Source organism: Serratia sp. KH_031, from assembly GCF_057839655.1.
Window position 1 is genome coordinate 4,159,894 of the sequence record NZ_CM174496.1, and the last position, 13,575, is coordinate 4,173,468.

At 48.0% G+C, this 13,575-nt stretch carries 12 protein-coding genes; 4 read left to right on the top strand and 8 right to left on the bottom strand.

Features of this window, described 5'->3' with window-relative positions:
- Positions 1-114: 114 nt before the first annotated feature.
- The 3 genes from nhaA to dnaK all read right to left on the bottom strand — a co-directional run bounded on the left by nhaA (position 115) and on the right by dnaK (position 4,670).
- The gene (gene nhaA, locus AC3ISQ_RS18695) at positions 115-1,281 is read right to left on the bottom strand and encodes a Na+/H+ antiporter NhaA (protein ID WP_489348933.1); all 1,167 of its coding nucleotides are present in this window, start codon (positions 1,279-1,281) and stop codon (positions 115-117) included.
- Between the two features lie 231 nt (positions 1,282-1,512).
- Entirely contained in the window at positions 1,513-2,646 is a 1,134-nt protein-coding gene (gene dnaJ, locus AC3ISQ_RS18700) for a molecular chaperone DnaJ (protein ID WP_489348934.1), read from the bottom strand.
- A gap of 107 nt (positions 2,647-2,753) precedes the next feature.
- Positions 2,754-4,670, bottom strand: coding sequence for a molecular chaperone DnaK (gene dnaK, locus AC3ISQ_RS18705; RefSeq protein WP_489348936.1), 1,917 nt, complete (start codon positions 4,668-4,670; stop codon positions 2,754-2,756).
- Positions 4,671-4,993: 323 nt separating this feature from the next.
- Between dnaK and satP the strand changes: the two genes are divergently transcribed.
- Complete coding sequence (satP, locus tag AC3ISQ_RS18710) at positions 4,994-5,587, top strand: acetate uptake transporter (RefSeq protein WP_489348938.1); 594 nt, start codon at positions 4,994-4,996, stop codon at positions 5,585-5,587.
- Between the two features lie 62 nt (positions 5,588-5,649).
- On the opposite strand, the gene AC3ISQ_RS18715 is transcribed toward satP, so the two are convergent.
- The 3 genes from AC3ISQ_RS18715 to tal all read right to left on the bottom strand — a co-directional run bounded on the left by AC3ISQ_RS18715 (position 5,650) and on the right by tal (position 8,719).
- Entirely contained in the window at positions 5,650-6,957 is a 1,308-nt protein-coding gene (locus tag AC3ISQ_RS18715) for an MFS transporter (protein WP_489348940.1), read from the bottom strand.
- 129 nt (positions 6,958-7,086) lie between these two features.
- A complete protein-coding gene (gene mog / locus AC3ISQ_RS18720; protein WP_489348942.1) occupies positions 7,087-7,674 on the bottom strand; it encodes a molybdopterin adenylyltransferase in 588 nt (195 codons plus the stop codon).
- 91 nt (positions 7,675-7,765) lie between these two features.
- Positions 7,766-8,719, bottom strand: a complete 954-nt coding sequence (gene tal, locus AC3ISQ_RS18725) for a transaldolase (RefSeq protein WP_489348943.1) — start codon at positions 8,717-8,719, stop codon at positions 7,766-7,768.
- Positions 8,720-9,105: 386 nt separating this feature from the next.
- On the opposite strand from tal, the gene AC3ISQ_RS18730 reads away from it, so the two are divergent.
- The 3 genes from AC3ISQ_RS18730 (at position 9,106) to AC3ISQ_RS18740 (ending at position 12,143) form a co-directional block, all read left to right on the top strand.
- Positions 9,106-10,533, top strand: coding sequence for an alanine/glycine:cation symporter family protein (locus tag AC3ISQ_RS18730; protein ID WP_489348945.1), 1,428 nt, complete (start codon positions 9,106-9,108; stop codon positions 10,531-10,533).
- Between the two features lie 88 nt (positions 10,534-10,621).
- Entirely contained in the window at positions 10,622-11,395 is a 774-nt protein-coding gene (yaaA, locus tag AC3ISQ_RS18735; RefSeq protein WP_489348946.1) for a peroxide stress protein YaaA, read from the top strand.
- 301 nt (positions 11,396-11,696) lie between these two features.
- A complete protein-coding gene (locus tag AC3ISQ_RS18740; protein WP_489348948.1) occupies positions 11,697-12,143 on the top strand; it encodes a winged helix-turn-helix domain-containing protein in 447 nt (148 codons plus the stop codon).
- Between the two features lie 32 nt (positions 12,144-12,175).
- Here AC3ISQ_RS18740 and AC3ISQ_RS18745 read toward each other — a convergent pair whose 3' ends face one another.
- Complete coding sequence (locus tag AC3ISQ_RS18745) at positions 12,176-12,502, bottom strand: phage holin family protein (protein WP_489348950.1); 327 nt, start codon at positions 12,500-12,502, stop codon at positions 12,176-12,178.
- An 83-nt stretch (positions 12,503-12,585) separates the two neighbouring features.
- Positions 12,586-13,533 carry a LysR family transcriptional regulator gene (locus AC3ISQ_RS18750; protein ID WP_489348951.1) on the bottom strand — a complete coding sequence of 316 codons (948 nt, stop codon included), beginning with the start codon at positions 13,531-13,533 and terminating at the stop codon, positions 12,586-12,588.
- Between the last annotated feature and the right edge of the window lie 42 nt (positions 13,534-13,575).

The window sequence follows — 13,575 nt, forward strand, 5'->3', positions numbered from 1 at the left end:
CGGTTTATCTCTTTCGTCCTAAATAGAACGGCCAGGATAGCGCACATTTTATACTGCGCTGCCCCAGCCGGCTATTCTATTGCATGATTCTAGATAAGGGATAACTAAAGCGTGTTATCTCACCTTGGGTAACGACAAACGCAACAAACCATAACCCATGACTGCCGCCAGAGTCGAACCTAACAAGATCCCCAAACGGGAATAGGTGCTGAGATAGACATCTGCGTCACCGAATGCCAGCGAAGCGATAAAGATCGACATGGTAAACCCGATACCGCACAACACCGATACGGCAAACACCTGTTTGAAACCGATGCCTTCTGGCAATTTAGCGATGCCCAATTTCACGGCCAACAAACTAAAGGTAAAGATCCCAAGCGGTTTACCGAACAGCAAACCCGCCGTAATACCTAATGGCAGCAATGAGGTCAATCCGCTCCAGGAAACACCTTGTAAAGACACCCCGGCGTTAGCAAAGGCAAACAGCGGCAGAATCATAAAGGCGACCCACGGATGTAACTCATGCTCCAACGTTTCGGATGGCGATGGCCCCTTCTTCACGTTGAGTGGGATCATGAAACCAATGATCACACCGGCTAAGGTCGCATGGACACCAGATTTTAGAATTGCCACCCACAGCACCAATCCGACCATCATATACAGTGAGGTTTTACCCACACCGCGCCAGTTCATCAAGGCCAGTACGACCGTCGCCGCAGCGGCAACGCCCAGCGCCACCAACGAAACTTCCTGCGTATAGAACAGCGCAATAATAATAATCACGCCCAGATCGTCGATAATCGCCAACGCTAACAGGAACACTTTCAGGCTGGTTGGAACACGGTTACCCAGCAGCGCCATGACCCCAAGGGCAAAGGCAATGTCAGTGGCGGCCGGAATTGCCCAGCCCTGACGAGTGACTTCATCGGCACCGTTAAACAGCAGGTAAATCAGAGCCGGAGCCAACATCCCACCCAAGGCCGCGATCGCCGGGAATATCGCTTTATCACGCCCTGCGAGCGAACCTTGCATCAGTTCACGTTTAACTTCCAAACCCACAACCAGGAAGAAGATCGCCATCAGGCCATCGTTGATCCATAGCAGCAAAGGTTTACCAATCTCCAACGAAGAGATTTTCACCATTACAGGTAAATTGAGAAAAGCGTTATAAATCCCCTGCAACGGGGTATTTGCCATAATCAGTGCGATAATCGCCGCGAAAATCAGAATGATTCCCCCGGCCGCTTCCTGGCGCAAAAATTGACGAATAATATTGGTCACTCGGTCTCTCCAGACTTATGGCAGAGATTGCACTCTGCTTTCCAGACATAGACTCAGTATAGTTCGATATTTAATTCGAAAAAATCAGTTTATAAATGCCAAATAACTCGCAAAAACCGAGCAATAAAGGATATAAGTCACACTTTTATCAAGGGTATTACAGAGCCACGAAAAACAAAAACCCCCGATTTTCACGTCGGGGGTTTTCACATTCTCAATGGTAATTTGAGATTAACGAGTCAGATCGTCAAAGAACTTTTTCACGCCGTCAAAGAAACTTTTTGAACGAGGGCTGTTTTTATCGCCAGCAGGGCCGCCTAGGCTTTCTTCCAGTTCTTTCAACAGTTGTTTTTGCTTGTCGTTCAGATTGACCGGCGTCTCTACCACTACACGGCACAGTAGATCACCCTGACTACCACCACGTACGGATTTCACGCCTTTACCACGCATACGGAACAGTTTGCCAGTCTGGGTTTCTGCAGGTACCTTCAGTTTCACTCGGCCATCCAGCGTAGGGACTTCAATCTCACCACCCAATGCCGCCATGGCGAAGTTGATCGGCACTTCACAATACAGATTGTTGCCTTCACGCTCGAAGATCGGGTGAGCTTTTACCTGTACCTGAACATACAGATCGCCCGATGGAGCACCGTGCTCGCCTGCTTCACCTTCACCGGCCAAACGAATACGATCGCCAGTATCCACACCCGCTGGAATTTTCACCGACAGTGTTTTGGATTTCTCTACTCGGCCGTGGCCGTGACACTTGGTGCAGGGATCTTTAATGATCTGACCGCGACCGTGGCAATGCGGACAAGCCTGCTGCACGGTGAAGAAGCCCTGACGCATTTGCACTTGTCCTTGACCATGGCAGGTCGGACAGGTGACAGGTGAGCTGCCAGGTTTCGCGCCGTTGCCGTGGCAAACGTCGCACTCTTCCAGAGTCGGAATACGGATTTCTTTGGTGACGCCACGAACGGCCTCTTCAAGAGTCAGATCCATGTTATAGCGCAGATCGGCACCGCGACTGGCGCGCTGACGGCGACCACCACCGAAGATGTCGCCAAATACGTCGCCAAAAATATCGCTAAAGTCAGCACCGCCACCGCCAAAGCCACCAGCACCACCGCCCATGCCGCCTTGTTCAAAAGCAGCATGACCGTACTGATCGTAAGCGGCACGTTTCTGAGCGTCAGTCAGGATCTCGTACGCTTCTTTAATTTCTTTAAATTTGGCTTCGGCGTCTTTTTCCTGATTACGATCAGGGTGGAACTTCATCGCCAGACGCTTATACGCCTTTTTGATTTCGCGCTCATCTGCCGTCTTGGCGACGCCGAGCACTTCGTAATAGTCTTTCTTCGCCATTCTTTTACTTACCCTTAACATGCGTGCACGGGCGCAGAGTTGCCTCGACGCCCGTGCTGGTTTCCGGCTATAGCCTGATTGGCCTTACCGTGCCCGCTTAAGGGCGATTATTTTTTGTCTTTAACTTCTTCGAACTCAGCATCAACAACGTCGTCATCTTTCTTCGCTGAGTCGTCAGCACCGGCGTTGCCACCTTGAGCCTGAGCTTGTTGTGCCTGAGCCATTTCCAGCAACTTGCCAGAAACCTGCACCAGCGCCTGAGTCTTCGCTTCGATCTCGGCTTTATCTTCGCCTTTAACCGCTGTTTCCAGCTCAGTCAACGCAGCTTCGATGGCCGTTTTGTCTTCTGCTGGCAGTTGCTCGCCGGCTTCTTTCAACTGGGTACGCGTACCGTGGATCAAGTGATCCGCTTGGTTACGGGTCTGGACCAGTTCTTCGAACTTACGGTCAGCTTCGGCATTCAGCTCAGCATCGCGCACCATTTTTTGGATTTCTTCTTCGTTCAGACCTGAAGAAGCCTTGATGGTGATCTTCTGCTCACGACCGGTGTTTTTGTCTTTAGCAGAAACGTGCAAGATACCGTCAGCATCGATGTCGAAGGTCACTTCGATCTGCGCCATACCGCGAAGAGCCGCTTGGATACCGTCGAGGTTGAACTGACCCAACGACTTGTTATCGTTCGCACGCTTACGCTCACCCTGCAACACATGGATGGTGACTGCAGACTGGTTGTCTTCCGCAGTAGAGAACACCTGGCTGTGTTTAGTCGGGATAGTGGTGTTTTTGGTGATCAGCGGAGTCATCACGCTACCCATGGTTTCGATACCCAGCGACAGCGGGGTAACGTCCAGCAGCAGAACGTCTTTCACATCACCAGCCAACACACCGCCCTGAACCGCAGCACCTACAGCAACGGCTTCGTCCGGGTTCACGTCTTTACGTGGCTCTTTACCGAAGAAGTCAGCCACTTTCTTCTGAACCATTGGCATACGAGTCTGACCACCGACCAGGATAACGTCCTGAATGTCAGATACAGACAGGCCTGCGTCTTTCAGAGCCACTTTCAGTGGCTCGATAGAACGGTTAACCAGATCTTCAACCAGTGACTCGAGTTTCGCGCGGGTCACTTTGATGTTCATGTGCTTAGGACCAGACGCATCTGCAGTGATGTACGGCAGGTTAACGTCAGTCTGCTGAGCAGAGGACAGCTCGATCTTGGCTTTTTCAGCGGCTTCTTTCAGACGCTGCATTGCCAGTGGATCGTTGCGCAAATCCATCCCTTGCTCTTTCTTGAATTCTTCTACCAAATAGTTGATCAGACGGCTGTCGAAGTCTTCACCACCCAGGTGGGTATCACCGTTAGTTGCCAGAACTTCGAAGGTTTTTTCGCCTTCAACTTCATCGATTTCGATGATAGAGATATCGAAAGTACCACCACCCAAGTCGTAAACCGCGATAGTGCGGTTACCCACTTCTTTATCCAAACCGTAAGCCAATGCAGCCGCGGTCGGTTCGTTGATGATACGTTTGACTTCCAGACCTGCGATACGGCCGGCGTCTTTGGTCGCCTGACGCTGAGCATCGTTGAAGTAAGCAGGTACGGTGATAACAGCTTCAGTTACCGGCTCACCCAGGTAATCTTCAGCGGTTTTCTTCATTTTTTTCAGGACTTCCGCAGAAATCTGCGGTGGTGCCATTTTCTGGCCTTTCACTTCCAACCAAGCATCACCGTTATCAGCAGCAACGATGTTGTACGGCATGATAGCTTTATCACGCTGCGCTTCATCATCTTGGAAGCGACGGCCAATCAGGCGCTTGATAGCGAACAGGGTGTTCTGTGGGTTAGTCACAGCCTGACGCTTAGCCGGTTGGCCAACCAGAATCTCACCATCCTGGGTATAGGCGATGATCGAAGGAGTTGTGCGGTCGCCCTCGGCGTTTTCCAGCACGCGTGCCTTAGCACCATCCATAATCGCTACACAAGAGTTGGTAGTCCCCAGGTCGATACCAATAATTTTACCCATCTAAACGTCTCCACTAAAAAATTCATATTCGGTCAGTTGCTAATCTATATGCGGGCGATTTTTTGCTTTTCAACTGCCCGACATCACCCTATTTATTGCGGCTAGCAACTGTGGTTGAACATAAGATGGGGTCATCCCATCCGGCATCAAGGGGCAAGGTGAAAAAAATTTCGTTTTTATCCTCGTTCAGATCATTGTTTCCTGCTCTACAGATCATTATGATGCCGCGCGCTCTGATGGAAGTTATAGATTTTTCCGCCACTCAGACCATTTATTAAATTACTTATCTATTTTCGTTAAAATTCTGTTATCACAGAGGACTTATGCACACCAACAAGTTGGCGAATCCTGGCCCCCTGGGTCTGATGGGCTTCGGGATGACTACCGTCTTGCTGAACCTGCACAACGCGGGCTTTTTCCCACTGACTTCTGTCATTATCAGCATGGGGATTTTCTTCGGTGGTCTGGCACAAATTTTTGCCGGCATCCTGGAATATAAGAAAGGCAACACTTTCGGTTTAACCGCATTCACTTCCTACGGCAGCTTCTGGCTGAGCCTGGTCGGCATTCTGGTGCTACCACGCATGGGGCTGGCTGAACCTACCGACGCCGTTTTCCTCGGGGTTTATCTGGCACTATGGGGCGTGTTCACCCTGTTCATGTTCTTCGGTACGCTGCGTGCTAACCGTGCATTGCAGTTCGTGTTTGCCAGCCTGACCGTGCTGTTCGCCCTGCTGGCGATCGGTAACATCACCGGCAACACCGCCATTCTGCACTTAGCGGGTTACGAAGGGATTATCTGCGGCGCTAGCGCCATTTACTTGGCAATGGCAGAAGTGATCAACGAACAGTTAGGCCGCAAAGTGCTGCCAATTGGTGAAGTTGAAGCACAACCGACTCAAGCCGTAGCCGCGTAATCTATTTACCAAGATAAAACGCGATGATTTTAGAAGCCCTGTGAGCGATCGCAGGGCTTTTTTCAACTGTAAGAATTGGCACGTTGCGTTTTCACATCGCTGCTAAGATCGCAGTGTAGGTAGATCCCTAACAACAATCCCAATCCCGACAAGGCCAACACATAGTAGGCAGGGGCTAACGGGGTTAACTTCATGATCAAGGTAACAAATATTGGGGTTAAACCACCAAAAATGGCATACGCGACATTATATGAGAACGAAATCCCGCTAAATCGTACTTCTGCCGGGAAAGCTCGCACCATAACGTAAGGCACAGCTCCCACAATACCCACACTGAACCCTACCAACGCATAGCTGGCGAACAACATTTCGGGATTCGTGGCAACCGATTGATAGAACGACCAACTGCATCCTGCCAGTAATAAGCTACCGATAATGAAGGTCTTACTGGCACCGATACGATCTACCACCCATCCCGCAGTGATACAACCGATGATTAGCATGACAGTCGCAATGCTGTTGGCCTGTAACGATAGCGCAGGTGCAATACCGAACTGTTTTTGCAGATAAGTAGGCGTCATCAGGATTACAACGACAATACCGGCAGACAGTAACCAAGTCAGAAGCATCGATACCACAACTTCCTTGCGATAATTCATCACCACCGATTTCAGCGGCAATTCTTCTGCCAGCGCTTTGCGTGCCTGCATTTCGATGAAGATAGGAGTTTCTTGTAACCAACGGCGTAGATACATGGCAATCAAACCAAATGCACCACCAAGGATAAACGGAATACGCCAACCGTTATCGGCAATGGCTTCTTTGCTGAGTGTGGTGTTGATGATGGTGGCCACCAACGAGCCCAGCAGAATACCGACCGTCAGCCCTGCGGTGAGTGTCCCACAGGCAAAACCAATACGCTGGCGCGGTACGTGCTCGGCGACAAATACCCAAGCACCGGGTACTTCCCCACCAATTGCAGCGCCCTGTAAAACACGCATCAGCAATAGCAGTAACGGCGCAGCAATACCGATGCTGGCATAAGTGGGTAGCAACCCCATCGCCAAGGTAGGCAGCGCCATCAGCAGAATACTCAGGCTAAACATCTTCTTGCGGCCAACGCGGTCGCCAAAATGCGCCATGATAATGCCGCCCAGCGGTCTAGCTAGATAACCGGCGGCGAAGATGCCGAAGGTTTGCACCTGACGCAGCCATTCAGGCATATCTGCCGGGAAGAAGAGTTCGCCCATCACCGCGGCGAAAAATACAAAAATGATGAAGTCGTAAAACTCTAAAGCGCCTCCCAAGGCGGCTAAAGTCAACGTTTTGTAGTCTTGCCGGTTCAATCGGCGATTATTATCGTGTTGCATAGATTACCGTCAGAGGAAACTGTAGGGTTCGAAAAAGCCTTTAGGCATTTTTGTAAACGAATCCTTACTATAACGGCAAATAATCTACACACCACTATGACTGAACTTTATCCTGCGCTTGGTCTAATTTTAGGTGTTTGTTTCGCGGCGTGCGTTTTTCGGACGGAATGCTGCTACCACCGCCGGATGAGTTTCTACATACGGCCCTTCCAACAGTTGAATGCAGTACGGCACGCTGGCAAAAATGCCATGTACAACGGTATTCCCCTGCTCGTCCTTCACCCCTTCCAGAGTTTCTTTAATCGATTTCGGCTGCCCTGGCAAATTGATGATCAACGCTTGTTTACGGATTGCACCAACCTGGCGTGAAAGAATAGCGGTAGGGACATAATGCAGGCTGATTTGACGCATTTGTTCACCAAAGCCCGGCATCACACGGTCAGCAATAGCTAACGTCGCATCAGGTGTGACGTCACGTCGTGCAGGCCCCGTTCCGCCAGTCGTCAGTACCAAGTGGCACGCCATCTCATCGACCAAATCACACAAGGTTTGTTCGATGACACTTTGTTCATCTGGGATCAAACGGGTTTCTAGTTTGAAAGGCGTCGCCAGTGCGCTGGTCAACCACTCTTCCAGTGCCGGAATACCTTTGTCCTGATAAACACCGCCAGATGCGCGGTCAGAAACTGAAATCAAACCAATGCGTAATGTGTCCATGCTTAACCTCTCGTTCGGACGGGTTCAATTCCCCTCCTGCTATAAAAAAAGCGGCCGAAGCCGCTTTTATTCTTACCGATCGTTGCTGATATTACAGCAAATCGGCGATCATTGTTTCCAGTTTACCTTGGTCTACAGCAAACTTACGGATACCGTCGGTCAGTTTCTCGACCGCCATTGGATCTTGGTTGTGCTGCCAGTAGAACTCAGGTTCGGTCAGCGCGGTCGGACGAGCTTTCACTGCACCGGTGTAAGACAGTTTACGCTCCAACGCACCTTCGCTTTCTGCCAGTTCTTTCAGCAAAGCAGGTGCAATGGTCAAGCGATCACAACCGGCCAACTCGATGATTTCACCCACGTTACGGAAGCTAGCCCCCATCACCACAGTGTTATAGCCGTGTTGTTTGTAGTACTGGTAGATTTCGCTAACGGAAACCACACCTGGATCTTCTTGTGGTGCGAATTCTTTTTTGTCGCCATTGGCTTTGTACCAATCAAGGATACGACCAACAAACGGAGAAATCAGGTAAACACCGGCTTCCGCACAAGCACGCGCCTGAGCGAAGGAGAACAGTAGCGTCAGGTTACAGTTGATGCCTTCTTTTTCCAGACGCTCTGCAGCACGGATACCCTGCCAAGTAGAAGCCAGTTTGATCAGAATACGGTCGTTGCTGATGCCCGCATCGTTATACAGTTTGATCAAGCGCTTAGCCTTAGCCACGCTAGCTTCGGTGTCGTAAGACAGGCGAGCGTCTACTTCAGTAGAAATACGGCCAGGAACCAGTTTCAGGATCTCCAGACCGATGTTGACCGCCAGCTTGTCAGCTGCATCAGCGATTTGCTGCTCACGATTGCTGCTCTGCTCGCGCGCCCAAGTAATGGCTTCGTCAATCAGTTTACGGTATTCAGGAATTTGGGCTGCATTGAGGATCAGCGAAGGGTTGGTGGTCGCATCTTGCGGTTGATACAGCTTCATCGCTGCAATATCACCGGTATCTGCAACCACAGTAGTGAGCTGGCGTAGGGAAGTTAATTTATCGGTCATGTTGGCATTATCTCATAGTTTGTGCATGAACTTTTGGCATCGTTCAACCATGCCCTCACCAGATAATAACATGCGTAAGGCCCGGTGCAAGGCTGTAAAAATGCGGTTCGGTAGTACCTGATTTAACCTTGGACAAGCAACCGTTTACGCCCACATCTTTCGTCATTCCCGAAAGGATGGAAAGGCAATTTAGTGCTTTTACACTCGGGAATTATGTTAAATTATAGGAAATTGGACAGAACTTACCTTATAATCCGAGAAAATTCCTAATTCGCCGAAATTAGACTGATTTCAGCTAAGCTCTTGTAAAAATTGGCTCATTGTATTTTCACCTATGGTGAATGCGGCGCAGTGCTTGTGCCTAAGACTTATATCAGGAGGGATCTGTGACGGATCTGATGAACTTTATCAACAACATTTTATGGGGATCGGTGCTGATCTATCTGCTACTTGGCACTGGCGCCTATTTTACCTTACGTACTCGATTCATCCAGATTCGCCACTTCGGCCACATGTTTTCCGTGCTGAAGAACAGTAATAAAAGCGACAGCGCAGGCATCTCTTCTTTTCAGGCTCTTTGCACCACACTGGCGGCTCGCGTCGGTACAGGCAACCTGACCGGCGTTGCCATCGCCCTCACTGCAGGTGGCCCGGGCGCAATCTTCTGGATGTGGATCGTCGCTTTCATCGGTATGGCGACCTCATTTATCGAAAGTACCTTGGCCCAGCTTTATAAAATCAAAGACGATAAAGGCAACTACCGCGGCGGTCCGGCCTACTACATGGAAAAAGGTCTGGGAATGCGCTGGATGGGCGTCCTCTTTTCTATATTCCTCATTATCGCCTTCGGCTTGGTATTCAACGCAGTACAAGCCAATTCTATCGCCCAAGCTTCCGCCGTCGCCTTCAATTTCAAACCTTCCTATGTCGGCGCATTTCTGGTGGTCTTAAGTGGCATCGTGATTTTCGGTGGCATTCGTTCCATCGCACGTGTCGCCGAATTCGTTGTGCCAATTATGGCGTTCGCTTACCTGCTTCTGGCCTTTTGGGTTATCGGGTCGCATATCGAGCAAATACCCGCCATCCTAAAGTTAATCTTCAAAAGCGCCTTCGGTTTACAAGAGGCTGCGGCGGGTACTGTGGGTTACGGTATTTCGCAAGCGATGACGCACGGTGTTCAACGTGGTTTATTCTCTAATGAAGCTGGCATGGGTTCCGCACCCAATGCTGCAGCTTCCGCTTCTCCTTACCCTCCTCACCCTGCATCACAAGGTTATGTGCAGATGTTAGGCGTATTTATCGATACCATCGTCATTTGCAGCGCCACTGCCGCGATTATTCTGGCCTCGGGTGCCTTAGACCAACCCGTGGACAGTATTAGTGGGATCGATATGACCCAACGCGCATTGTCCGCCATAGTTGGCGGTTGGGGCGCACCGTTCGTCGCCATCGCGATCTTCTTCTTCGCGTTTACGTCGATCATTGCCAACTACGCTTATGCCGAAAGTAATTTGATATTCCTTGAGCATAACCATCCGATAAGTTTGACTATTTTTCGCTTTGTCGCGTTAGGTATGGTGATGTTTGGTTCTATGGCTGAACTTCCGGTGGTATGGAAAATGGCCGATACTTCGATGGCATTGATGGCAATTACTAACCTGACGGCAATCCTTTTGCTGTCGCGCGTAGCATTAAAACTCGCGCACGATTACAACCATCAACGTGCTTTAGGCAAACTCCCCACCTTTGACGCCGCCCGTTACCCTGAGTTGAAGTCGCAGCTAGAACCTGGCGTATGGGACAAAAAATCATGATCGATGGGTGATGGAACCTATCGGAACCATCGCCCCTTTTTTCTCGGTTTTTTGTTAGAGTAGGGTGACTCAACAATAGGATGTGGCCATGCTCGTTATTATTTCCCCTGCAAAAACTCTCGATTACACCAGTCCGCTGGCGACCGAACGCTTCACGCAGCCTGAGCTGTTGGATCAATCACAACGACTGATCCAAATCGCCCGCAAACTAACCCCAGTGCAAATTGCCAGTTTAATGAGTATTAGCGATAAACTGGCTGGCTTGAACGCCGCACGTTTTAGTGACTGGCACCCGCAATTCACGCCAGAAAATGCTCGTCAGGCACTGCTAGCTTTTAAAGGTGACGTGTATACCGGCTTGCAGGCGCAAAATTTCAGCGAGGATGATTTCGACTTCGCACAGCAACATCTGCGTATGTTATCTGGATTATACGGCGTATTACGTCCGCTAGATTTGATGATGCCTTACCGCCTAGAAATGGGTATCAAGTTGGAAAACGCCAAAGGCAAGGATCTGTACAGCTTCTGGGGTGAGGAAATCACCCAAAAGCTGAATGAGGTGTTGGAACAGCAAGGTGATGACGTGGTGGTCAATCTCGCTTCCGACGAATACTTCAAGGCGGTGAAACCAGGCAAGCTGCACGGCACGTTGATCAAACCGGTGTTCCTTGATGAGAAAAATGGCAAATATAAAGTCATCAGCTTCTATGCCAAGAAAGCACGTGGGTTGATGAGCCGTTTTATCATTAAAAATCGTTTGACCAAAAGTGAACAACTTACCGACTTTAATCTGGAAGGTTATTCTTTTGATGAAGCTGCCTCGCGTGGCAATGAGCTGGTTTTCAAACGCGCTGAACAATAAATGCCAACGCCGGGTCCCCCTCTACCCGGCGTGACATTGGGTTGTTTGTAACAAACACCAACACCTTGAACCACAAAGCATTTCCTGACTCTCACTCTTATCACGCAATGTCGTATGTAAATGAATCTTAAAACATCTTTAACCTCTATTTGAATCGCTTGGCTTATTGCGTGTTACTTCACTAATCAACAACATAAAAAATAACATTGATTAGTTATGAATGGTGGTAAACAACCAGAACATATTAGTATATTGCCAGCCAATATCGGTTTCACCTTCGTAACTCAGAGGATATAACTCCATGAGCTGTTATGTTATCAATGACCAATGTTTATTTAACGACAATACGAAAGAGTTGAGAGATATTAACCACAACACATCGATAAAGCTAACCTCTATGCGAGCTCGTTGCCTGCACTATATTATTCAACACGCAGATCAAGAGGTCATTGAAAAAGAAGAATTATCACAAGCACTTTGGGGCTCTCGCAGTCAATTTGCCAGCGATGCCAGTTTGACTCAAACACTCTATTTAATTCGTAAAGATCTAAAAAGTATGGGCGTGGATGAACTGTTTATCACTATTCCACGCCACGGTATTAAAGTGAACAATGATCTCTCCGTTCAACAAATCACTGAAAATAAAATCAAGCCAAAATATCTTGACTGGAAATCAGCCTGTTTGGCATGCGCAATATTATTGGCTATCTCGCTTTTAACACTGATCGACATTACCGTTTTAATGTAATATCTTGCTATCCAAGGACGGACTGCTTTAATTCATTTACGTAATAGCCCCGATGATGTCAGGTAGTTACTAAGACGCTGCCCCATCAAGGTCAATAATGGCCCACCAAATACACCACCTAACCCAGAGGCTAGAATAATCATATGAAAACTCATCCCTTTCTCGATGAACCAGATGCTGAGAATAAATCCAGTAAAACAAGAGATGACGACTTGTATCAAGCCCGCCTGAATATCCTTACGTGTCACGGCTTCTTGTTTTTTCATTAGAAAGCGGACAATGCCTCCCCACGCGCCCACAGCCAAGATAATGATTAATACTCGCCATTGAATGATATAAACCTGTTCGAAACTTACCATAATAAACACCTCATTATTAAATGTAGAACAACTATTTTAGGTTATGAACGTACCTACGCGTAATAAACGATGATAAAATTAAATTAAATACGAAAAGAAGAGAGTGTTTTCAATAATGTGACAATATATTCAATATCATTTATTCGAGGTGATTTGTAATTGTAAGAAACATAGAGAGTATAAGTGGGAATATTGAACCCATCTGGCAGGCTCAGTATTTTTAATTGTCTCCCTTGATGATCAATGAAGAAACTCGCCACTTTCTCTGGTATTAACATAACAATATTACTTCTTTCGATTACATTGATAATATTGAGCAATGAATTAGAGTGATAAGCTATTTTCCGTTGCCCATTAAGCTCTAGAGCTAATGTGTTGAAATCTACTGCAGCTAATATTTGAGGATCTGCGGAATGGCTGTGGTAAACCGCATGAGATAATGCGAAAAAACTTTCGTTAGACAGAACAGGTAATGTAGCTATTTCACTTTTACTGCCGCAGATCAGGACAAAGTCCTTCATCGTGTCAAAAGGGATAGAAGTTAAATTATGATCATTGTAACGATTAGCACTCAAGATTAAATCCACATCTTCATTGACCAACATTTTTCTTAGTGTGAGAAAATCATGATTTGAGTGGTTATAATATGTCATTTGATACTTTTCTATACTATCAAAACCATACAACTGTGAAATATAATAACACTCACTAAAATCACCACCGAAAATTTTGATTTTTTTGGGTACGAATTTTTCTGTTGTGGTTCCTAGTACTTTATCAACAATATCGGCGGCGCGACGAAAAGACAAACTGATCTCCAAGCCACGCGGGGTGGGAACTAATCCCGAGTGAGTGCGGACAAACAATGGCTCAGGGATGGATGTCTGTAAACGCTGCAACGACATACTGACCGCGGCGTCACTGACATTTAATCGTTTTGCCGCCTTGGTTGCGCTGCCAGCCGCAATAACTTCATTAAATGTCTTGATCAGATTATAATCAAATGATGATTTTTTACTTGCTTTGGTCATAATTATCCTTTCAATAATAAAACCATCCCGAACATTACTGAT

What these genes read in the sequence shown, in the direction of transcription:
- AC3ISQ_RS18750 (WP_489348951.1), bottom strand. Translation starts at nt 13,533, where the DNA reads ATGACCAAAGCAAGTAAAAAATCATCATTTGATTATAATCTGATCAAG.
- satP (WP_489348938.1), top strand. Translation starts at nt 4,994, where the DNA reads ATGCACACCAACAAGTTGGCGAATCCTGGCCCCCTGGGTCTGATGGGC.
- AC3ISQ_RS18740 (WP_489348948.1), top strand. Translation starts at nt 11,697, where the DNA reads ATGAGCTGTTATGTTATCAATGACCAATGTTTATTTAACGACAATACG.
- AC3ISQ_RS18745 (WP_489348950.1), bottom strand. Translation starts at nt 12,502, where the DNA reads ATGGTAAGTTTCGAACAGGTTTATATCATTCAATGGCGAGTATTAATC.
- yaaA (WP_489348946.1), top strand. Translation starts at nt 10,622, where the DNA reads ATGCTCGTTATTATTTCCCCTGCAAAAACTCTCGATTACACCAGTCCG.
- AC3ISQ_RS18715 (WP_489348940.1), bottom strand. Translation starts at nt 6,957, where the DNA reads ATGCAACACGATAATAATCGCCGATTGAACCGGCAAGACTACAAAACG.
- tal (WP_489348943.1), bottom strand. Translation starts at nt 8,719, where the DNA reads ATGACCGATAAATTAACTTCCCTACGCCAGCTCACTACTGTGGTTGCA.
- dnaJ (WP_489348934.1), bottom strand. Translation starts at nt 2,646, where the DNA reads ATGGCGAAGAAAGACTATTACGAAGTGCTCGGCGTCGCCAAGACGGCA.
- mog (WP_489348942.1), bottom strand. Translation starts at nt 7,674, where the DNA reads ATGGACACATTACGCATTGGTTTGATTTCAGTTTCTGACCGCGCATCT.
- dnaK (WP_489348936.1), bottom strand. Translation starts at nt 4,670, where the DNA reads ATGGGTAAAATTATTGGTATCGACCTGGGGACTACCAACTCTTGTGTA.